The following is a 20,337-nucleotide window of genomic DNA, read 5'->3' on the forward strand; positions in this document are numbered from 1 at the left end:
GCGCGGCGGGCCCCACGACGAGTGTCGCGCCTCCGGTATGGTCCTCGCAAACCGCACCGACGGCGGCGGCTCGCTCCGACGCTCCTCGTCCAGCATTCCGAGCGCCGCTCGCCCATCCGCGGTAAGCCGAGGAAAACGCACCGACGACGGTCCGTCCGACAACGGATTGACGCTCGGCGGGGCGGGTGACTCCGTGGTCGAGACGGGTCGAGGCTCACCGCCTGCGCCTGGCGCCCGTTCGCTGCTCACCCCGCACCCCCTCGGGGAGCCTTCGAAGCACGGAAGCGCCGACTCTTCGCGTCAAGCAAGGTGCGATGCCTCCAGCGGTCTCACGTTCGGGCAGTGAAAGGCCTCGGGGCCCGACCTCGGGTCCGACATTCGTCGTGGCCGGAGCGCGCTCACACGCGCTCGAGCCACGGACCAACACCCGTTTTTATCGAACGGCCCCGACAGCGTCAAGGCCGTCGTCATGCGCTTCCGGTGTAATTGTCAACACCAAGGCATGATCGGGTTCGTCCCCTGGTCGCTCGGATTTCCGCGGAGTCAGCCCTCGTCGGGCATCGCCTTCGACGGCCCGCCGGCCTTCGCCTTCTTGAGCGCCAAGCGGAGCGTCTGGACCGCGGTCTTCATCGCAATGTGATACCGCGGCGGAACGTCGAGATACGTGAGCGCCTGATTGATGTGATCCGGCGGAAAAGCCGCGTACGCATCGTGGTAAAACCATCGGAGCGCCGTGAGCACGCCGCGGACGAACGAAGACGCGGTGACCGTCGCCACCTTCGGCTCTTTCTTGTTCGGCACGTAGCTCGGCGACGCGCGCAGCTCATCGACGCGCATTTTCAGGCGCTTACGTTGCGAGGCGGTCGGCGCTCCCCCGTCCGTGATGATGAGAATGGACTCATACGTGTAGTGCTGCATCCATTCGTCCCACTCTTCGTCGGTGGGCGCCATGGCGTTGTGGACGAGGACGATGTAGTCGCCCACTTTCTGGAAGGCCATGTTCTTCATCCAGCTCGCTCCAGCCGCACCACCGACGCAACGCTGCCGCCCACTCCTCGCCTCGGTCAGCGTACAGGAGGGCCGAAAGCTTGGCAAGCAAGGGCCAAGCCCCGCGGGTTTCGCCGGACAAGACGCACCCAGGCCTTAAGGCACGTGACTACGGGACCTGGCTCACTTCTTCAGTAGCTCGACGTCACCCTTCTTCCGCTGCTTCACGGAGGGCTTTTCGTTGTCCGTGCCCCGATCCAAAAGCTCCGGATCGAGCTTCGGCTTCGCGCTCGTGGGCGCGGGCTTCGGCGGCGGAGCGACCTTCGGCGGCGCCTTTACCTTCTCGTCGATCTCGCCCTTCTCGCCCTTCGTGTTCCGCTCGGTCGACGTGGGCACAGGCGGCGGCGTCGTGAGCGCCCGCCGCGCCTGCTCGCGCGCCGCCTGCACCTCGGGCGCCTGATCTCCCGTGGGATCGAGCTGCTTCGCCGCGTCGAGCTGCTCCACGCAGACCCGGTACGACCCGCGCTCGCACCACCAGAGCGCGTCCGCCCGGAGCGCCCTCGCCCGATCGAGCGGCGTATCCGACGGCGCGGGTACCCGGTCCGGCAGCGGCAGGATCGCCTCTTCGGGATCCTCGGCGTCCTGGGCCACTCGCCAGAGCACGACCGCGAGGACCGCGAGCGCCGCCACGGCCGCGAGCTCCGCGAGCCACCGCTCCTTCATCCAGCGCCGCATGCGCGACACGCGTTGCCGCACCCGCGCCGCCGGGACCTGCTCTTCCTCCGCGATGCTCTCGAGCTTCTCGCCCTCGCCTTCCCGCGCCATCCAGGCGAGCGTCTTCTTGGCCTCCTCGGTCGCCGGGGCCTGACGCTCGGCCCAGCGCATGAGCGCCTCCTCCTCGACCGGCGGCGGGCTCGCCACGAGCTCCGGCGGATCCCGCACCTCCTCGCGCGCCGTGCGCCGGTGCGCGTCCGCGACCTTGTGCCGCGCGATCCCGAGCAGGTACTTGCGCAGCTCCGCGCCGTCGTCCGGGCGGTTCTTCGCAGTGAGCGCCTCGCAGAGGACGGTCTGGACGATATCGTCGGCGTCCGCGGGCGAGACCCTGCGGCGCACGAAATCGAGCAAGAATCGCCGCAGCTCCGGATCTGCCAGCGGTTCGGCAAGCCTCGGTTCGTCCATGGTCATCGGAGCGCTCATCGCCCCCTCATCGGAGAACGTACCCGGAGTGTGACAGCCGAAAAAATGATTTTTTTCGCGTGGGCCGATCGTCACGATCGCCGGGAGATCCCCGACAGCGGGGCATGAACGCCCTCTTCGCGCTGCTCATGGTCCCGACGGTCCTCTTTTCCTCCCCGCTCCCCGGCGCGCCGGCCGCAAAGCCTGGCAAACCCGAGGCGGACGTCGTCTCGCTCGTCCGCGTCGACAAGAGCGAGCATCGGCTCGAGCTCATCGCCCAAGGCGGCCGCGTGCTCAAGACGTACCAGGTCGCGATCGGGAGCGGCGGCGCCGGCCCCAAGCGCTTCGAGGGCGACAAGGTCACGCCCGTCGGCACGTACCGCGTGAAGGGCCGCTTCAAGGGTCTGTTCCATCAGTTCCTGAACGTGACCTACCCGAACGACGAGGACCGCGCGCGGTTCGCCGATCTGAAGCGCCGCGGCGAGGTGCCGCCCGGCCGTACGATCGGCTTTGGCATCGGCATCCACGGCGTGGGCCAGCGCGACTGGAACGGCGTGCACAAGCAATCGGACTGGACGCACGGCTGTATCGCGCTCGACGATGCCGAAATCGACGAGTTCTCCCGGCTCGTTCCCGACGACACGACGCTCGTGATCACGGACTGATTCCTGTTGTTGGATCGGGGAGTCGGGCTGTATGGTCCCGACGAACCATGACGACGGAGACGCATTACTGGCTCGTCAAGAGCGAGCCGTACAAATACTCGTTCGCTCAGCTCCTCGCCGACAAGCGGGCAGTCTGGGACGGCGTGCGCAACTACGAGGCCCGGAACAACCTGCGCGCCATGAAGAAGGGCGATCTCCTGCTCTTCTATCACTCGAACGAGGGCAAGTCCGTCGTCGGCATCGCCCGCGTCGCCCGCGAGGCGTACCCCGATCCCACCGCCGAGGGCGAGGACTGGAGCGCCGTCGACGTCGAGCCCGTCGTCGCCCTCAAAGCCCCCGTCGAGCTCGAGGTCATCAAGAGCGACCCAGCCCTGGCCGACATCGCCCTGCTCAAGCGCTCGCGCCTCAGCGTGGTCCCCGTCTCCGCCCCACACTTCGAGCACGTGCTCGCGCTCGGAAAAACAAAACTCCCGGTGAAGAAACCGCGCCGGACTTGACGAAAGGCCCCCCCCGGGGCGACGCTGCGCGCCGTGATCCGCCACAGCCTGCGCTCGCGCTCCGCGTTCGCCGCCCTCGCGCTCCTCGCGACCTCCCTCGTCGCCTGCTCCAACGCCCAGGTGACTTCGACCATCACGGGCGAGCCCGTCTGCGCCGATTTCACGCTCGGCGAGGCGAGCAAGATGCGCGGCGGCCTCCGTCAGCCAGTCCGGGTCACCGTGCTCGACGACGACGATCAGGTCGCCAAGGTCATGCTCCTCGGCAAACGCGCCGAGGGAGATCCAGGCGCACGGCTCGTCCTGCCAGACGCGAACGCCGAGTACAAGGTCGAGTGGGCGCAGTGCAGCAACGAGCGCGCGTCCGTTCCCCTCCGCGCAGGCAAGACCCAGGAGCGTGACCTCACGGCGTACGAGTGCGGCGAGGCCAAGGTCTACAAGACCGACCCGCTCGTGACGAAGAAGGGCGATCGCGCCTCGCACGCACTCACCTACCAGCCCCCGCCGAACGCAGCCTGCTGGACCGACGAACGCCCGGCAGAAGAGCCCCCGAAGCCCGTCCCCGAAGCCCCTCCGCCCGCCGAGCCAGTCGACGCAGGCGTCGAAGACGCCGCGACAGATGCCGCGACCGACGCCGCCCCGGCCGACGCAGGCACGGACGCAGGCGCCGCGAAGCCCGCAGGGCCGACGGAGAAGCCGACGGACGGCGCGAAGGACAAACCGGCCGAGGCCCCGAAGGCCGAGCCGCCGAAGCCTGCCCCGGCGGCGCCGAAGCCCCCCGAGGGTCCGAAGCCTCCGGCTGCGTCGCAGTAGTTTCACGCGGAGGCCGTCGCGCCGGGGCTCTGCCCCGGACCCCGCGGGGGCTGTCCGCCCCTCGACCCGGACCAGGCACGGCCTGGACCGAGGGTGGAAGAACTGCGCTCCGCGCAGTTCTTCCAAGCGGGCCCGTTGGAAGACCAGGGACAGCGTTGCCGCCTGAAACGTCAGCGCGGCTGTCTCGGTTGGCAGGATCGCCCGCCAGTCTTGACTTGGCCTGTTCGATGAACTGCGCATCGCGCAGTTCATCGACCCCGGGTCCAGCCCCTGGCTGGTCCGGGTCCAGGGGCGGATAGCCCCTGGTGGGGCCTGGGGCGAAGCCCCAGCGAAACGCCTCAGCCCGGCGGCGGCGTGATCGGCAGACTTGGCTGAAGCTTCGCCGGATTGAACATCCCTGCGCGCTTGTGGTGGTTTGCGTGCATGTAAATGCCGAACCACAGCCAGTTACCGACCTTGTAATACCCGTGGTCGAGGTTCACCGGCTTGAAATCGTTGCTTGGCGAGAATGCGTTGTGCGTCGACCAGTTGAAGTGCACGAGGTGGACGAAGCCCACGATCGACGCTGGTACGAACAGGAAGAAGAAGCCTACCTTCCCCAGGAACAGGTACCACGTCGCGATCAAGAGCAGGTTCGTTCCGTAGCTCACGTATGCCCTCAGCCGCTCGTATCGCCGGTTCTCGGGCGTATCGCCGTACAGATCGAAATAAATCTGCTGGAGCTGATGCTCCACGTTCACGATCGTATTTACTAGAAACTTGAAGTAGCTCGGTAGTACCGGGTGTGGGTCTTTTGCGACGTCGTCCGAGTAGCGGTGATGGCGCTGGTGGATCACTTCCCAGGATGCGAACCGCGTCAGCACCACCATCCCGCAGAGCTCTCCCACGATCCGGTTGATCGGGCGCGGGAAGTTGTTGTGCGTCGCGTTGTGGATGAACACGCTGCACAGGATCTGCAGATGACAGGCTAGCGGCAGCACCAGCCACAGGCGCGCGTCCCAGACCGGCGCGAGTCCTTGGAAGCCCGTCGTCACCATCAGGGCGACCAGCGAGCCGCAGAGGACCAGGTAAAAACCGTCGTACCACAAGTAAAAATAGCGGTTTCGACGGAGCTGCGTGAACGGTAAGGAGGTTAAGGTCGATACGATGGCAGTCACGGCGTTCTGAACGTATCGGTTAACGCAAATCCGTCCGTTCGTCCATGATTGTCGACTGGCCTGGACGGATGGTAGAAGCCGGAGCCGTGTCCTCTTCGCTTCCTGCCCGAAGCCCCTGGCTGGTCAAGCACCCGGCGGAATGGCGGCAGATCGGCATCGTTGCGGCCTATCTCGGCGTCCTTGCCTCGATGGTCTTCGTGCCGGCCTGCCGGAACGTCCTGTTCCTCGCTGCGGCTTGTTATTTGAGCTTCCTCAACACGGTGGTCATCCACAACCACCTGCACCAGGGCGTCTTCCAGAGCCGCCGGCTCAACATGATCTTCCGCGTCGTCCTCAGCTTCGGCGCCCTCTACCCGGCTTCCGCCAACATCCCCTCGCACAACCTCGTCCACCACCACTTCGAGGACGACGGCAAGCCCGACTGGGCCGCGCCGAACCACGTCTCCTTCAAGTGGAACCTCCTCAACCTGATCCACTTCCCCAACGTCGCTGGCCCGAACACCTTCGCGGGCGTCTCGCGCTGGGCCCGCATCAAGGGCCGCGAGGACTTCGTCCGGCAGTACCTCGTCGAGCAGGTCTTTGCCTTCGGCCTCACCGGCGTGCTCCTCGTCTACGACGTCTGGACCACCCTCTTCTTCGTCCTCGTCCCGCAGCTCTACGGCGCGCGCTGCATCCTGCGCATCAACCTCATCCAGCACGACCGCTGCGACACCACGAGCGAATGGAACCACTCGCGCAACTTCGTCGGTCGCGCCTTCAACTGGGTGATGTGCAACAACGGCTACCACACCATCCACCACAACCGCGCCGGCCTACACTGGTCCGCGCTCGCCGAGGCGCACCGGCGCGAGGTCGTCCCGCGCGTGGATCCGAGCCTCGACGAACCGAGCATGGTCCTCTACCTGCTCCGCACCTACCTCCTCCGCCCGAGCCGCCCGCGCATGCGTGACGTCGCCGAGGCCGAGGCCCGAGCCGCGCAGATCGAGCTCGCGCCGCGGGAGATCCGCCGCGCCGAAGCCGAAGCCGCGAGCGCATAAGAAGGATGACAAAACCTCTGCCCTACGAGCTCATGGGCCTCTTCGTCCTCGGGGTCCTCTGGGTGAACACCCTGCTCGTCCTCGCCGCGGCGTACAAGGAGATCGCGGCCCTCTCTGCGCTCGCGCGGCGCTTCGTCCCCCTTGGCGCGACGAACGAAGGCACGGGCCTCCTCATCGGCCGCGTGACGCGCGGCGACGGCGAAGGCCGCGCCCTCGCGGCGCACCACGTCCCGCAGGTCGGAAGACTCGCACGTGGTGACGAGCCTCTCGTGCTCTTCGAGGACAGGCCCCCGGAAGGCGCGTCGTTCGGCGGCGCGATCGAGGCGGAGGGACGCGCCGTGGAGATCCCGCCGCTCGCGGGCCCCGGCGTCGAGGTCTGGCATGGCCCCGACGCGCTCCGCGCCGCCGCGGCCTGCCCCTCGCCCGAGGCCTTCGACGCGGCCCTGCCCGACGCCCGAAAAGCCCGCGGTTTTTCCCGCAAGGTCACGGCGAACATCCCCGAGGGCCGGGTCCTCTACGCCTTCGGCGCCCTCCGCAAGGACGGACCGACGTCGCGGCTCGCGCCCGCCGAGGACGGCACCCTGATCCTCTCCACGATCGATCCGCGATCCTTTTGTGGTCAAAAGACCCGCCTCGGCTGGCTCTTCCTCTTCGGTGTCCTCGCGCTCGCCGCGGGCGTGACGGCGCTCGCCCTGCACGAGCCGATCGTGTCGACGACGAGCAAGCTCGGAGGCGTGCTCGGGCTCGCGTTCTTCCTGATCGTGCAGCCCGCCGGCACCGGCCTCCGTGATGCCCTCGCGCGCCCGAGCGTGGCGGCTCTGCGCGGCGAATGGCGCCGCCCCGGACGCGCTTCCTGATCCGTGCGCCCTCTGCCCAGCGGCATCCCGCGCACGAAAGTTGCCGCTGTCGCCTGTTCGAATGGCGATCATCGAACAGACGTGGACGTTCTTTCCGGGGCGCTCGTATAGCCAGGACGAGCTCTCCGAGGCGCTCCCTCGGTGGCTCGATGGACGCGCCCTCGGGCTCGCCCGCCAGCTCTTCCGCAGGAGCGCGGTCGAGCGCAGGAACCTCGTCATCGCTCCGCACGAGCTGCTCGCCGTAGGCCGCTCGTTCGCCGTGAAGAACGAGCTCTACCGCACGACCGTCCGTGACGCCTGCGGCGCGCTCTCGCGGCGCATCGCCGAGGGGACGACCGAGGACGAGCGCGACAGCATCGACCTCGTCGTCACGGTCTCGTGCACGGGATTCCAGATTCCGGCGATGGACGCGACGCTCGTCGCGGCCCTCTCGCTCTCGCCGAACGTCCGCCGCATCAACCTCACGCAGCACGGCTGCGCGGGCGGCGCGGCGGCGCTCGCGATCGCGCACGAATGGCTCGCCGGCCACCCTGCGGCCCGCGCGCTCGTCGTGTGCGTCGAGCTCTGCTCGGTGACGTTTTTGCCCGAGGATCGGAGCGAGGAGAACCTGGTCTCCGCGGCGATCTTCGCCGACGGGGCCGCGGCCGTGCTCCTCGCGGGCGAGCGAGCCGAGCGGCGGCCTTCGAAGGCGCCGGCGCTCTGGATCCGCGACACCTTCCGCGAGCTCTTCGCGTGCACCGAGCACTTCATGGGCTTCGAGGTGCGCGAGGAGGGGCTCAAGATCAAGCTCTCGCGCGACGTCGTGCCCTTTGCCGAGCGCGGCTTGCCGGACGTCTTCGCGCGGGCGATCGCGCGGTTCCACGTCGAGGACCCGAGCCGGTTCTCGTTCGGCGCGGTGCACCCGGGGGGCCGGCGTGTGCTCGAGGCGCTGGAGGATCACGCGCGTTTGCCGAAGAGCGTCACGCGCACGAGCTGGGAGACGCTGGCGCGTCACGGCAACATGTCCTCGGTCACCGTGCTGGTGGCGCTCGATCGGCTCCTGCACGAGCACGCGCCGCTCGGGCCAGGCGCGCTCGGCCTCGTGACCGCGTTCGGCCCGGGGTTCTGCGCGGAGATCGGTCTGTTGGAGGCCACCTCTGGGCGATGAGCGAACGACCTCCGCTCGGCGTCGTGGGAGGCGGGCTCGCCGGCCTCGCCGCGGCCATCGCGGCGGCCCAGCGCGGCCGCGAGGTGCTCGTCTGGGAGAGCGGCACGATCGGCCGTGACAAGGTCTGCGGCGAGTTCCTCTCGCCCGAGGCCGAAGAGGATCTCGACGCCCTCGGCTGCGGCGATCTCGCCTCCGTGCTGAAGCCCGCCGAGCTGCGCGCCGTGGCGCTCTTCGGCGCGGGCGGCGCGCGCCTCGATCTCACGCTGCCGGGCCGCCCCGCGCTCGGCATCACGCGCGCGGCCCTCGAAGCCTTCCTCGCTCACCGCGCGCGGGAAGCAGGCGCCAAGGTCCTCGAACGCACGCCCGTCCGCGCGATGGCGCCGAGGCCGCCGCGCGCGCTCGAGGTCCAGAGCCAAGCCGGCGCGCACGCCGTGCGAGGCCTGGTGCTGTCGATGGGCAAACGCTCGACGCTCGACGCGGCGCTCGCGCTCCCGCGCGCGAGCGCCGAGCGTCCGAGCTTCGTCGCGATCAAGGCCTACTGCGCGCCGACGCCGCTCGAAGCCGACGTGGAGCTCTACCTGGTGCCAGGCGGCTACGTCGGCGTGAACCCCGTGGAAGACGGTCGCATCGGCGTCTGCGCCCTCCTCGACGGCGACGCGCGCCCCGTCTGGCAAACCCTCGAAGACCAAGCCAAGCACCACCCCGCGCTCGCGCGTCGCCTCGCAGCCCTCGGCGCACCCACACAAAAACCCCGCGGCCTCGCCCGCTTCGGCTTCGGCGCGCAAGCCGTCGCACGCGCCTGCCCCACGACGGGCGTCCCCTTGCTCTTCGCAGGCGACGCAGCGCGTCTCGTCCCCTCGTTCACAGGCGACGGCATGGCCATCGCGCTCCGCAGCGGCCGTCTCGCCTCACTCGCGACGTTCTCGCCGGACCCGATCTGCGCCTACACGCGCGCCTTTTCACGCGCCTTCGCGCCCCGCTTCTTCGTCGCCGGCGCGCTTCACGGCCTGTTGCTGCGTCCGGGCGTCTTCGAGCTGCTCGCGCCGCTGGTAGGTCGCGCGCCGAGGATCGTGGACATGTTGTATCGCGCGACGCGGGGGTAGGCTGGAGCGTGGCGCCGGGGTTTCACCCCGGACCCCGAGCAGGGGCTGTCCGCCCCTGCACCCGGACCAGGGCAAGCCCTGGACCGCTGGTGCATCGACCGCGATGCGGTCGATGCAAGGGGATGGGGGGTGGGAAGCGGGAGGTGAAGCGCATGGGGGGCCCCCCGGAGGGGGGTGAGGCGCATCGGTTTGCGTGTGAAAGGCCCCGCGAGGGTCGGGGTACGCAAGCCGATGCGATCGTGGTGCCTTCGAAGGGGTCTTTTGTAGGATGACGAACCGGCGGGAGGGGCCCTCGGAGGGTCGTCGGGCGCTCGTCGTTGCGGTGGGGGACGCTCCGGAGGGCATCACGCCGGTTCGATTTGCGTCGGCGAGGCTCCGCCGGGGGTGGCGATCGCAATCGGAAGCGCGTCGGAGGCCTCGGGAGGCTACGCATCTCACAAGACGGAGCCATTCTCGACCCCTTCGAAGGGGTCGTCACCGCTCGACGTTGCGTTGCCCGACCCTCCGAAGGCACAACGCACGCAACGGGAAGCGTTTCGACCCCCTCCGGGGGGTCCGTGGAACGCTCGGGCTTGCGTGGAGGGATGCCCGTCGAGGGGTGTCGAGCGCGGACGAACCCGGCAAGCTCCGGGGGAAAGGTTGACGGAGCGCCAATCGCACCTGTAGCCTTCCCCACCGCGCAAGAGGAAATGCACGGCGACGAGGGAGGGGTGGCTCCTGGGAGGGATTCTCGTCGTCAGCCGGGCCCGCATGGCCAAGCGTCATGCAACCCATCGAGCTGGCCACCGTGAAGACGTCCAGGCTTTACAGCCGGGCACATGACCTCGCCCGACGCAGCGTTTCTTGCAAGCTCACCGGAGCGAGCTTATCACTTATTTTTGCAATTTTTGCACTCCTATTGACGTCGGCGAGCGACGTAACTGCCGATCCGGTCCCTCAGCAGTCGAAAATGGAAGCCCGAAAAAGGCGCTGCGACAGATTCCTCCGATACTGCATCGAGAAGTGCAATTACGAGTTCAAGCGCCCCTTGTGATCGACCCAATTGTTACAACGATGCAACCAGGAGTATGCACGATGTCTGCGAGACGCCGAGAAGGGGGGCGACGATTGAAGCCGGGCGGGAGAAGCATCCTCGCGGTCCGCACCTTGAAATATCGACACGAGGATGGATCCGAAAGGGACCTATATCTGAGAGTTGGAATGCCGTACGTGGTGAAGGGCGGAGTATGGAGATGCGGGTTCGAACTGGGTGCCCCGCTCAATATCAATCCTCGCGAGGGCTACGGCGTGGATGCATTGCAGGCGCTCTTGCATTGTCTCGGCATCGTGCGTGCATCCATCGACGGCTCTCCGTTGCGGGGCAAGGTGCATTGGGGCGGCATGCTCTCTTGTGGTCTTCCCGATCTCAGGGACGGGCAGATTCAGCTGGACATGGCCGACCTCGAGTCCCCGTCGACCCCCTGATCGCGGGCGTTTCTGGCAGGGACGGCATCCGGCCAATGGCCTTGCCGCTACGATTTCGACAAGCAATGAGGGTACGGAGCCATGACAAGTGATCGAGACATGGCAAACGCGATCGCCGAAGGCATCAATTGCATTGCTGCCTTCGTGATGGCGCTGCGGGATGATCCTTCCACGACTCCGGATCCCGAATGGGTGACGCTCGTACACGAGACGGAGCGCGCCCTCGACGCTATCCTCGCAAAAGAGGTCTGGACGGACATGATCGTCCGCGAGGAAGACCGGAACCGCGTCCGGACGCTGCGAGCGCTCGTCTCGGACTGGGTGGCGACGCGGAAGGCGCCCGATGAACTCCGATCGACAGCGGAATCCTTGTTGACGTCCTTCGGCATCACCGTGTGACTGCCATGGGAGGTGCTTCGATGTCGGATACGGATGACCCCACTGCGATGGCTACCCGAATCGCGCTCCTCCTTTCGACGCTCGCCCGGCTGTTCCGGCTCGATGGTAAGTAAGCCCCCACCGCCCGTTCGTCCCGGAACCGAAAGTTTGTCCAAGGACTTGACACGCCCGTTTTTCCCCGGTAAGAGGGGACCTCGGAGGCTGGCGTTGGGCGTGCGCCCCCTGACCAGGATCGCCACGAAAGCTCGTGTCAGCCTCCCCTTTTCATCGCGTGGATTGCGGAATCTTTCTCCCCGTCGTGCCGCGCGTCGCAGCCCTTACTCCCCTCCTCTGCATCTCGCTCCTCGCGCCCATCGCTCACGCCACCGAGCCCGATGCGACGCGTCGATCTGGGTGAGCTCCGACGCACACGGGGCTAGACATCCTGTGTGGACGGCTGGTAGGGTCGCCGCCATGACAAGAGTGCTCGAACCCACCTCGGTGGTCACCCTTCCGCGCCTCGACGCGAACCAGGCCATGGTGCTCGCCCAGCAGCTCACGGCCGCTACGCTCGATGAGAAGGGGGATCCGCGCTCTCTTCCGGAAGCCGTCGAGGAGGCGCTCGACGACGTGAAGGTAGACCGCGCGGCCCTTCAAGACGTGCTCGGTCCCCAGACCCAAGGCGACGTCCGGGCCATCGACAAGCTGGAGGACAACGCCATCGCGGCGCTCATCCTCATTCTCGCAGGCTGGTCGCGCGTGCGCGGGCAGCTCGACCTCGGCGACGTCGCCGTGGAGGTGGGGACGCGCATCGGCGTCGAGGACGGGCTCGCCTTCGTCAACATGCGGCCGCGCGACGAGTATGGGATCGTCGATACCAAGCTGAAGACGATCTCGCGGGAAAACCTCGAAATGAAGCTCGAGAAGCTCGGCCTCGGCCCGCTGCTCGCGCACCTGCGCGAGGTCCACGAGCAATATGGGAAGGCGCTTGGAATGGTGCACGCCGTGCCCGTGGAGGAGCCCGCGGCCGTGCGCGCTCGCCTCGACGCGCTCACGGATTCGCTGCGCCATTACGTCACCGCCGTGCTCGGCTCCGTGCAACGGAAGAAGCCAGCCACCAAGGAGCTCGCCGACGCGCTCCTGCGGCCCCTCGCCACGTGGCAGCAGGATCCGGTGAGGAAGGCGCCCAAGGAGGATGCCACGGAGGGCGCCGCCGAGGGCCCGTCGGACGATCAGGGCTAAAGCGCTCGATGTTCTAGCGGCTGCGGTTTGGGGGTGAGGATCCGCCTCGTTTGCACTATACCGGCGCTCCCACGATTCCCCTGCTCCTCCGAGGTTTGCCCTGAGCGCTGAACCTTCCGCCTCGCCGCCGCCCAGCCGTTCGTCCGAGACCCTGTTCGACCGACTCGGCCGCGTGCAGTTCGAACGTCCGCTCGTGCCGCTCCTCGTCGCCGCGGCGCTCACGATCGTCTCGGTGGTCCTCGCCCTGCGATTGACCGTCCAGACCGGCTTCGAATCGCTCCTGCCCTCCTCCCGCCCGAGCGTGCAGGAGCTCAACCGGGTCGCCGCGCGCACGGCCGGCGTCTCCACGCTCTTCATCGTGCTCGAGGGCGGCCCGGACACGCCCACCTCGGCGCTCCGGCAGGCGGGTGACGCGCTCGTGCCCGCGCTCGCGGCCGTGGGCCCGCCCTGGGTCGGCAGCGTCGAGGACGGCGTGCACGAGGCGCGCGCCTTCCTCTCGCCCCGCGCCGGCCTCTACGCCGACAAGAAGGACCTCGAAGGCCTGCGCGACGACATCGAGGCGCGGTATGCCTACGAGGTCAACAAGGCGACGGGCACGTTGCTCGACGAGACCGAAGAGCCCCCGGCCCTCGACGCGGACAGCATCAAGAAGCGCTTCCAGCTCGGCACCGAAGCTTCGCCTGACCGCTTCCCCGACGGCTACTACCAATCGAAGGACGGCAAGACGCTCGTCGTCGCGGTCCGCTCCAAGGTGCTCGGCAGCGATTTTTCACGAGGCACCGAGGCGCTGCGTCGTATCCGCGAGGCCGTCGATCGGGTGAACCCCGCCTCGTTCCACCCCGAGATCCGGTACGGCTTCGGCGGCGATCTCCAGACGGGCATCTCCGAGTTCGCCGCGATCAACGCGGACCTCACCGAGGTCGGCCTCTTCGGGGCCGCGCTGCTCGCGGGCGTCGTGTTTCTTTATTACCTCCGCATCCGCACGCTCTTCGCCATGCTGCTCACCATCGGCATCGGCGTCGCGTGGACGTTCGGCGTCACCGAGCTGCTGATTGGCCATTTGAACATGGCCACGGGCTTTCTCTTCACGATCGTCGCGGGCAACGGCATCAATTTCAGCATCATCTACATGGCGCGGTACCTCGAGGCGCGCAGGGACAAGGTCCCGCTCGCCGAGGCGCTCGCTCTCGCGCGTCGGGAGACCTGGCGGCCCACGCTCACGGCGGCCGCGGCGGCGGGCGCGGCGTACGGCTCGCTCATCGCGACGGAGTTCCGCGGCTTCCGTGATTTCGGCGTCATCGGCGGCATCGGCATGCTCCTCTGCTGGATCGCGACCTATCTCGCGCTGCCGAGCATCCTCACGCTCATGGAGCGGCTCCTGCCGCTCGATCGCGAGGCCAAAGGCGTCTGGGGCCGCGTCCAGCGCGCCACGCAGGGCGGCATCGCGTTCGGCCGTCCCTTCGCGGTCTTCGCCCAGCGCGCCCCCCGCCTGCTCACGGTCCTCGGCGTCGCCGTGGCCCTCGCCGGCGCCATCGCGGTGGTCTTCTACGTGAAGAGCGACCCGATGGAGTACGACATGCGCAACCTGCGCACCGACGCGAGCAGGCGGGCCGAGGAGATCCGCCTGAGCCAGCTCGGCGAGCAGATCACCGGGTACGTCGGGACGGACGGCATGGCGATCCTCGTGGATCGCCCCGAGCAGGTCGAACCATTGCGCGCGGCGCTCTACGCGAAGCGCGACGCGGCCCCACCGGGGGAAAAACCCTTCGAAAAGGTGCACGCGCTCCAGGACTTCGTGCCCGCGGAGCAGGCCGAGAAGCTCCCGATCCTCGAAGAGATCAAGCAAAAGGTCCTCAAAGCGCGGCGCCGCGGCGTCATCCCGGACGCGGACTGGAAGACGATCGAGCAGGTCCTGCCCCCGGACGATCTGAAACCGTTCGGCATCGAGGAGCTGCCCGCGGGTCTGGCGCGGGCGTTCACCGAGACCGACGGCACGCGCGGCCGCATCGTCTACATCAGCCCGACCGAGGGCGAGACCGTGGACGACGCGCATTACCTCTTCCGCTGGGCGAATGCGTATCGACGCACGGTCCTGCCGGACGGCAGCGTGATCCTCGGCTCGGGCCGCGCGGTCATTTACGCCGACATGTGGGAAGCCGTGATCGACGACATCCCGCCCGCGGTGCTCCTCTCGCTCTTCGGCACGATCCTCGCAGTGCTCATCGCGTTCCGCCGAGGTCGGCCCTCGATGTACGTGATCGCAGCCTTGGTGGTCGGCATCGGGTGGATGGCGCTCGCGCTCGTGGTGATGAAGGTCAAGCTGAACTTCTTGAACTTCATCGCATTGCCGCTGACGTTCGGCATCGGCGTCGATTACGCGGTGAACATCGTGCAGCGGTATACCCGCGAGGGCACGGGCGGGGCGATCGCCGCGGTGCGCGAGACGGGCGGCGCGGTGGTGCTCTGCAGCCTGACCACCGCGCTCGGGTACATGGCGCTCGTGCGATCGGATAATTTCGCCGTGCGCAGCATGGGCGTCGCCGCAGTCATCGGCGAGGTCACCTGCCTCTTCGCCTCCGTGATCGTCCTGCCCGCAGCGCTCGTGTGGATGGATCACCGCAAGCGGGTGTGACAGCGCGCTTCCCTTCAGGGCCAGCTCGTTTTATCGTGGCCCCGTGGCAAAACCCGAGGATCGAAGTGGGGGAGCGTCGGAGGGCAGCAGCTCGGGGCTGCGCTCCGCGGCGAGCCTCCTGTTCACGGTAGCGCTGCTCGCGGCGACAGGCGCGGCGCTTTACAACGTGTACGGCGTGAGCGTGGAGGTCGAGGCGCTCGCCTCGGAAGCCGCATGCCAGGGCCAAGCGCAGCCGTGCAAGGCGCAATTCACGTTCTGGGAGCGCTCGCCCATCGCGCACACGTTCACGATGCAGACGCCAAGCGGCGCGCACCCCGTGACGTGCCAGCGCGCATACATCCTGTTCGGCGCATATACCTGCAAGAGCAAGGACGGCACGGCAACCGCGGAGCCAAGCCCCTCCGCGTCGGCGTCGGCCGCGACCTCGGCGAAGGCGCCGCCAGCCAAGGCGGTGCCTGCGAAGGCGAAGGCGCCGTGAGTGGAGCGTAGCGCCGGGGTTTCACCCCGGACCCGACCAGGGGTTGTCCACCCCTGGACCCGGACCAGCGCAAGCGCTGGACCCGGGGTCGATGAACTGCGCGATGCGCAGTTCATCGAACGGGCCGAGGCAAGACCGGCGACGATGGTTCTACCGGCAAGGCGGTCTCACCGGCCTGTGGGAAGAACTGCGCATCGCGCAGTTCTTCCCCAAATGGTCCAGGGCTTGCCCTGGTTCGGGTCGAGGGGCGAATAGCCCCCGCGGGGCCCGGGGCAGCGCCCCGGCGAAGCGGTCCCTGTCAACCGAGGAACGCGCCCTCGAATTCGCCGTAGCCGCCGGGGATGAAGAAATCCTTGCCTGGTTCGAGGCCGAAGGCGCGGATCACGGTGGCTGCGATGTCCTGCGACGTTGGGGGGCGCGTCACCTTTTCGCCGGATTCCTCGATGATGTTGACGGGGGCGCCGAGGGGCGAGCCTTGCGCTGTTTCGTCGTAGCCTCCGAGCATCTGGTTTCCCTTTACGCTCCCGCCGACCAGGATGCCGCACGTCGCTGGATGATGGTCGGTCCCGTCCTGCGGGCTCCGCGCGAATGTGCGCCCGAAATCGCTGTAAATGTAGACCAGCGTCTCGTCGAGCAGTGAACCTTGCCCTGAGGATGCGGGCGTGAGTTGCATCTCGTTGAGCAACTGGCCGAGGGCTTCGAGTGCGATACGCAGGTGGCTCGTCTGCGCGCGCGCGCCGCCCGAGTAATGCACGTCGAATCCCGTGTTCGCGATGCTCGTCGCGCGCAGGGTCACGCTCGTCACGAGGTTCGACTTGAGCAGACGCAAGGCGAAATCGAATGAGCCTCCCGAGAGCACGCTCCCGCAGACGTCGGCCGATCCGATGCACGCGGTCTGGAACGGCCCGCCCGCATAGAGCGGGTCGGCCTTCAGGAATTCGAACCCCTTCGTCTGATCGAGCACGGTGAGCACGTCGCGCGCCACGGTCTTGCTGATGCCTGCGTACGTGTCGTGGATCTGCCGATAGAGATCGTCCGTCCCCTTCGTCGAAATGCCCTTTCGCTCGCGGATTGCTTCGAGCACCGCGCGATCCGTGATCGTGAGGGGCAGCGTCTGGCCGGTGGGCGTTCCGTCGAATGCCATTCCCTCGACATCCGTCCGGGTGCGCAGACCGTCCCATGCGCTATTGCGACGATCCGAGACCGTGGACTCGACGAGCGCGAGGCTCGTGAGCGAATACGGCGTCGCGAGCGCGGGCAGGTCGACCGCGGCTGGCAACATGCCGCCGAGCGTCGCGTTCGGCACGGGCCTGTCCGGGAAATGCGCCGCCATGTAGTTCGCGATCACGGCCTGCACGCTCGGCGCGCGGAACGACGAGCCCGCGACGCCGCACATGCTCGCGACGATGCCGCTCGCGTGGGACGCCGTGCCCTGATCGGCGCCGACGAGCACGCAGGTGCGGTCATATAGCTTGTACTTCGGATCCACCCACGAATATCCCCAGGGGCGATAGTTCTGCGTGCCGCCGGAGAGCGGATTCGTGCCCGTCGTGTCGGCGGGGTTCGCGTCGTTCCACGAAACGGGGCCGCGGAGCTTCCGGGTCGGGTTCGTGGAGCCGAGATCCGCGGCCGTCCCGTCGAAGTTCCGCACCTGCTCCTTGGAATAACCGAACGGGTGCACGCCCCCGTCGGGCGGCTGGATGAACTTGTCGATGCCGCCGCCCGTGAGCGGGGTGAAGAAATGCTCCCAGTTGCATCCGCCGTCGAGCCAGATGCAAAGGAGCTTCGTGGGGCCGTTCGGCGGCGGCGCGGCGGATGCGCTGCGCACGGCGAAGCGGCCGAGCAGCGCGAGCTGGGAGGCCCCGAGGGCGGCGAGAAGGAGTTTTCTGCGGCTCGTTTTCATCGGGGCCTCTCAGTAGAAGATCCAGTCGGGGTGGCGGATGAAATAGGAGCACGTGCCGACGTAGGCGTTGCGCGCGTCCTTCTCCATCTCGAGGGGGACGAACACCGTGGAGAACACGCGATCGATGTCCGCGTCGGTCGCGTCCACGGCGTGGAAATGCAGGTACCAGGCGCGAATGACCGACTTCACGCTTGCCGCGTCGGCGCTGCCCGTCTGGACCGAGGCGCCGGCGGGCAGGAGCGCCGTATTGCCCGGTTTGTCGAGCGAGAGCGCGCACCAGCGCTGCGAGAGCTGCGTGATCAGGCCGAGGAAGCTCGGGGAAACCGTGCCGTCGGCCTTCATCTGGTTCGGCGCCGAGCCGCCCCCGAGCGCGGCGAACCGCTCGACGGGCAAGTTTTCATAAGGCGCCGGGATCGAATCCGGCGACGTGAACGGATACGTGTCGTCGTTCTGGCTCGTCTTGTGCGGGATGTCGAAGCTCGACGCGGCAACGTAAAAATCGTCGTCCGACAGGCCGAGCTGCTGGTAGAGGGCGCGCCCGACGTCCTCCGCGGAGAGCCGGGTGATGCGGCGGGCCTCGATGGACGGGAGCGGATCGGCGGTCCGGGATTCGAGGTTCGTCACCCACGCGCGGATCTGGGCCATGGTCATCTTCGTGGAGCCGCTCGCCGCGATCTCGGCGAATGGCGGCCCCGCGATGGGCATTTGCTTGAACGCGCGGGTCCCCTTCCCTTCGAGGAGGCGAATGAGCTCGCTCTCGTCGGGTTTGCCCGGGACGACCGCCGCGGAGTTGTAGACGACGAGGGATTCGAAGGCCTCGATCGACGCGAAATACCCGCGCGCCCCCGTGACGTGGCATCCCTGGCAGGACGGGGCGAGCGCGTCGAACACCGCCTGATTTTGCGCCCGCTCCTCGGGCGTCGGTCCGCCGCAGGTGTTTCCTTCGTCCCCGTCGCAGCTCGCGGCCCCGAGGGCGACGACGAAGGGGGCGACGATCTTGAAAAGGATTCGTTTTCGCATGTCAGTGCCCCCTGCGGAACGACGTGGACTGCGTGAGGGACTTGATGAAGGGCCGCACGAGCCGGCCGTTCGCGATGAACGAGGCCGTGAGCGTCTCGAGATAGCCGTTTTCCGCCGCCGGATCGATGTCGCGCCCGAGGACACGCTCGTGCACGCGGCGCACGACGCACCGATCGAAGGATCCCGCGGCCACGATGAGCTTGGCGAACCCGAGCGGCCCCACGGTCCCGTCGCTGGTTTGCCCGAGCAGGGTGTACTCCGGCGGCAGGAAATCGAGGAAGAGCGCGTAGGGATTGGCGTTCGCCTCTTCCTCGGTGGCGGGCGTGAGCAGCGAGCCCGGGAGGTACCACTTGTTCCATTGCGCGAACGGCTCGCTGCCGTAGGGCCATGCGCCCGTGCGCCACACGGGATCCCATTGCCACTTGCCCACGCCGGGCATGTAGTATTGCGCGCCCCAGCCCTCGAACGCGTGGTCGGCCTTCGCGTACCGCTTGAAATGCACCGCCGCGGTGTCGATCCGGGCGTGGCAGTGCTGGCAAGGCCCTTCGCGGCCGGGATCGGTCTCGTACGCGTTGAACGGGATGTCGCCGCCCGGCGGCAAGAGCTGCTCGCAAGCGAGGGTTTCGAGCGCGCGCGCCGCGCGCAGGCGCTCACGCGGATACGTGTCGAGGAAGCCGAGCGAGGTGAGCATGCCAGCCGAGGGGAAGCCGGAAGGCGTGCCCGGATCCTTGCGCGGATCGAACGTGTAATCACGTTCCTTCAAAAAGAACGCGTTTCGCGCGGAGATCGAATACTCGCGCCACGCCTTCGGATCACTCGGCTCGTGGAGCGGATCCACGGCCGCGCCGCCGAAGCTCGCCGGGTTCCACCAGCTCTCGTCGTCGAGCACGTCGAGCGCGCCGCCGGCGAGGGATTGATTGATGTGGGCCGCCTGGACCTCGGTCGGGCCGACGGAGTAATCCGAGAGGATGAGGTCGGTCGCGGGCCGATCGTGCCAGACGATGTGCGCGAACAGGCGCGCCGGCTCCTCGGCGAGCAGGCGCCGCTGGCCGTCCGGGTTCGCCGCGATGTACGCGCCCCAGCCGGGATAGGTGCCGGGGTCGTGCCAGCAGCTCACGGCATTCTTGCCGCATCCGCACGTGCCCTCCGCCCGCTGATTGCACTCGATGTCGACCGGCGAGCCGTTCGGCTTGATCTGGCCGGTGTTCGTGGTGTTCGCCGCGCTCCCGACGAGCGTCACGGTCGTCCCCGGCGCCCACCAGGGCTCGACCGTGGTCTTCGCGGCGCCCGCGGCGCACGCCACGTCCTCGGGGACGTCGTCGCGGAAATAACGAAGCGCGCCCTCGTTCGCGGTACCCGCCTTGCACGCCGTCAGCACGCGCTGCTGCTTGGCGCCGTACTCGGGCGCGTCGGCCGTGCGCGGGATCAGCGGGATGTTGAACCACTTGCGCGCAAACTCGAACGTGATGTCGTAAAACCGCGGGTCTTCGAGCGCCTCGTCGATGAAATCATCGACGTACGCGAACTGCTCCTCGGGCGTCGGCCTCGCGAGGAGCTCTTGCATTCGCTCATCGGTCGGGGGCACGCCGAGCAGCGCGATGCTGGCGCGCCGCAACAAACGGAGGGGGGTGAGCTCGTCCTCGGGCTCCTCGCGCACCGGGACGCCGTCACCAGGATCGACCGTGCAATCGGCGTTTTCCGAGGATGAAGACGGATCCCCCTGGGAGCACGCGACGAGCGCGACCCCGAAAAGGAATGTGTACCTTCGCATGTTGCAGCGCAAC

18 protein-coding genes are annotated in these 20,337 nt (G+C 67.9%); 12 read left to right on the plus strand and 6 right to left on the minus strand.

Features of this window, described 5'->3' with window-relative positions:
* Window positions 1–543: 543 nt before the first annotated feature.
* The gene (locus QHF83_RS01985) at window positions 544–999 is read right to left on the minus strand and encodes a hypothetical protein (protein WP_282416023.1); all 456 of its coding nucleotides are present in this window, start codon (window positions 997–999) and stop codon (window positions 544–546) included.
* 171 nt (window positions 1,000–1,170) lie between these two features.
* Window positions 1,171–2,166, minus strand: a complete 996-nt coding sequence (locus QHF83_RS01990; protein ID WP_282416024.1) for a sigma-70 family RNA polymerase sigma factor — start codon at window positions 2,164–2,166, stop codon at window positions 1,171–1,173.
* A 122-nt stretch (window positions 2,167–2,288) separates the two neighbouring features.
* On the opposite strand from QHF83_RS01990, the gene QHF83_RS01995 reads away from it, so the two are divergent.
* From QHF83_RS01995 to QHF83_RS02005, 3 genes are read left to right on the plus strand one after another with little or no spacing between them, the layout of a single operon-like run.
* Entirely contained in the window at window positions 2,289–2,828 is a 540-nt protein-coding gene (locus QHF83_RS01995) for a L,D-transpeptidase family protein (protein WP_282416025.1), read from the plus strand.
* A 47-nt stretch (window positions 2,829–2,875) separates the two neighbouring features.
* Window positions 2,876–3,325, plus strand: a complete 450-nt coding sequence (locus tag QHF83_RS02000) for an EVE domain-containing protein (protein WP_282416026.1) — start codon at window positions 2,876–2,878, stop codon at window positions 3,323–3,325.
* A gap of 33 nt (window positions 3,326–3,358) precedes the next feature.
* Window positions 3,359–4,135, plus strand: coding sequence for a hypothetical protein (locus tag QHF83_RS02005; RefSeq protein ID WP_282416027.1), 777 nt, complete (start codon window positions 3,359–3,361; stop codon window positions 4,133–4,135).
* Window positions 4,136–4,473: 338 nt separating this feature from the next.
* On the opposite strand, the gene QHF83_RS02010 is transcribed toward QHF83_RS02005, so the two are convergent.
* Window positions 4,474–5,223 carry a fatty acid desaturase gene (locus QHF83_RS02010; protein ID WP_282416028.1) on the minus strand — a complete coding sequence of 250 codons (750 nt, stop codon included), beginning with the start codon at window positions 5,221–5,223 and terminating at the stop codon, window positions 4,474–4,476.
* A 155-nt stretch (window positions 5,224–5,378) separates the two neighbouring features.
* On the opposite strand from QHF83_RS02010, the gene QHF83_RS02015 reads away from it, so the two are divergent.
* The 9 genes from QHF83_RS02015 to QHF83_RS02055 all read left to right on the plus strand — a co-directional run bounded on the left by QHF83_RS02015 (window position 5,379) and on the right by QHF83_RS02055 (window position 15,630).
* On the plus strand, window positions 5,379–6,329 hold the full coding sequence (locus QHF83_RS02015) for a fatty acid desaturase (RefSeq protein ID WP_282416029.1): 951 nt from the start codon (window positions 5,379–5,381) through the stop codon (window positions 6,327–6,329).
* A 5-nt stretch (window positions 6,330–6,334) separates the two neighbouring features.
* Window positions 6,335–7,186, plus strand: coding sequence for a hypothetical protein (locus tag QHF83_RS02020; RefSeq protein ID WP_282416030.1), 852 nt, complete (start codon window positions 6,335–6,337; stop codon window positions 7,184–7,186).
* 61 nt (window positions 7,187–7,247) lie between these two features.
* On the plus strand, window positions 7,248–8,333 hold the full coding sequence (locus QHF83_RS02025) for a 3-oxoacyl-[acyl-carrier-protein] synthase III C-terminal domain-containing protein (protein ID WP_282416031.1): 1,086 nt from the start codon (window positions 7,248–7,250) through the stop codon (window positions 8,331–8,333).
* Window positions 8,330–9,436, plus strand: coding sequence for an FAD-dependent monooxygenase (locus QHF83_RS02030; RefSeq protein WP_282416032.1), 1,107 nt, complete (start codon window positions 8,330–8,332; stop codon window positions 9,434–9,436). Before QHF83_RS02025 ends, QHF83_RS02030 begins: the two co-directional genes overlap by 4 nt.
* A 1,200-nt stretch (window positions 9,437–10,636) precedes the next feature.
* On the plus strand, window positions 10,637–10,900 hold the full coding sequence (locus tag QHF83_RS02035) for a hypothetical protein (RefSeq protein WP_282416033.1): 264 nt from the start codon (window positions 10,637–10,639) through the stop codon (window positions 10,898–10,900).
* A gap of 81 nt (window positions 10,901–10,981) precedes the next feature.
* Window positions 10,982–11,299, plus strand: coding sequence for a hypothetical protein (locus QHF83_RS02040; protein ID WP_282416034.1), 318 nt, complete (start codon window positions 10,982–10,984; stop codon window positions 11,297–11,299).
* 453 nt (window positions 11,300–11,752) lie between these two features.
* Window positions 11,753–12,520: a hypothetical protein gene (locus QHF83_RS02045; protein ID WP_282416035.1), complete on the plus strand. Its 768-nt coding sequence runs from the start codon at window positions 11,753–11,755 to the stop codon at window positions 12,518–12,520.
* A gap of 172 nt (window positions 12,521–12,692) precedes the next feature.
* Window positions 12,693–15,152, plus strand: coding sequence for an MMPL family transporter (locus QHF83_RS02050; RefSeq protein ID WP_282416036.1), 2,460 nt, complete (start codon window positions 12,693–12,695; stop codon window positions 15,150–15,152).
* A gap of 43 nt (window positions 15,153–15,195) precedes the next feature.
* A complete protein-coding gene (locus QHF83_RS02055; RefSeq protein ID WP_282416037.1) occupies window positions 15,196–15,630 on the plus strand; it encodes a hypothetical protein in 435 nt (144 codons plus the stop codon).
* A gap of 298 nt (window positions 15,631–15,928) precedes the next feature.
* On the opposite strand, the gene QHF83_RS02060 is transcribed toward QHF83_RS02055, so the two are convergent.
* Genes QHF83_RS02060 through QHF83_RS02070 form a run of 3 tightly spaced genes read right to left on the minus strand, consistent with a single transcriptional unit; the run spans window position 15,929 to window position 20,324 of the window.
* Window positions 15,929–17,533 (minus strand): DUF1501 domain-containing protein, encoded by a 1,605-nt coding sequence (locus QHF83_RS02060; RefSeq protein ID WP_282416038.1) that lies wholly within the window; start codon window positions 17,531–17,533, stop codon window positions 15,929–15,931.
* A 9-nt stretch (window positions 17,534–17,542) separates the two neighbouring features.
* Complete coding sequence (locus tag QHF83_RS02065; RefSeq protein ID WP_282416039.1) at window positions 17,543–18,553, minus strand: hypothetical protein; 1,011 nt, start codon at window positions 18,551–18,553, stop codon at window positions 17,543–17,545.
* A gap of 1 nt (window position 18,554) precedes the next feature.
* Window positions 18,555–20,324, minus strand: a complete 1,770-nt coding sequence (locus QHF83_RS02070; RefSeq protein WP_282416040.1) for a hypothetical protein — start codon at window positions 20,322–20,324, stop codon at window positions 18,555–18,557.
* Window positions 20,325–20,337: the final 13 nt, after the last annotated feature.

This window comes from Polyangium sp. 15x6, from assembly GCF_029960785.1.
Classification (GTDB): Bacteria; Myxococcota_A; Polyangia; order Polyangiales; family Polyangiaceae; genus Polyangium.

What these genes read in the sequence shown, in the direction of transcription:
- QHF83_RS01985 (WP_282416023.1), bottom strand. Translation starts at nt 999, where the DNA reads ATGGCCTTCCAGAAAGTGGGCGACTACATCGTCCTCGTCCACAACGCC.
- QHF83_RS01990 (WP_282416024.1), bottom strand. Translation starts at nt 2,166, where the DNA reads ATGGACGAACCGAGGCTTGCCGAACCGCTGGCAGATCCGGAGCTGCGG.
- QHF83_RS01995 (WP_282416025.1), top strand. Translation starts at nt 2,289, where the DNA reads ATGAACGCCCTCTTCGCGCTGCTCATGGTCCCGACGGTCCTCTTTTCC.
- QHF83_RS02000 (WP_282416026.1), top strand. Translation starts at nt 2,876, where the DNA reads ATGACGACGGAGACGCATTACTGGCTCGTCAAGAGCGAGCCGTACAAA.
- QHF83_RS02020 (WP_282416030.1), top strand. Translation starts at nt 6,335, where the DNA reads ATGACAAAACCTCTGCCCTACGAGCTCATGGGCCTCTTCGTCCTCGGG.
- QHF83_RS02025 (WP_282416031.1), top strand. Translation starts at nt 7,248, where the DNA reads ATGGCGATCATCGAACAGACGTGGACGTTCTTTCCGGGGCGCTCGTAT.
- QHF83_RS02030 (WP_282416032.1), top strand. Translation starts at nt 8,330, where the DNA reads ATGAGCGAACGACCTCCGCTCGGCGTCGTGGGAGGCGGGCTCGCCGGC.
- QHF83_RS02035 (WP_282416033.1), top strand. Translation starts at nt 10,637, where the DNA reads ATGCCGTACGTGGTGAAGGGCGGAGTATGGAGATGCGGGTTCGAACTG.
- QHF83_RS02040 (WP_282416034.1), top strand. Translation starts at nt 10,982, where the DNA reads ATGACAAGTGATCGAGACATGGCAAACGCGATCGCCGAAGGCATCAAT.
- QHF83_RS02045 (WP_282416035.1), top strand. Translation starts at nt 11,753, where the DNA reads ATGACAAGAGTGCTCGAACCCACCTCGGTGGTCACCCTTCCGCGCCTC.
- QHF83_RS02060 (WP_282416038.1), bottom strand. Translation starts at nt 17,533, where the DNA reads ATGAAAACGAGCCGCAGAAAACTCCTTCTCGCCGCCCTCGGGGCCTCC.
- QHF83_RS02065 (WP_282416039.1), bottom strand. Translation starts at nt 18,553, where the DNA reads ATGCGAAAACGAATCCTTTTCAAGATCGTCGCCCCCTTCGTCGTCGCC.
- QHF83_RS02070 (WP_282416040.1), bottom strand. Translation starts at nt 20,324, where the DNA reads ATGCGAAGGTACACATTCCTTTTCGGGGTCGCGCTCGTCGCGTGCTCC.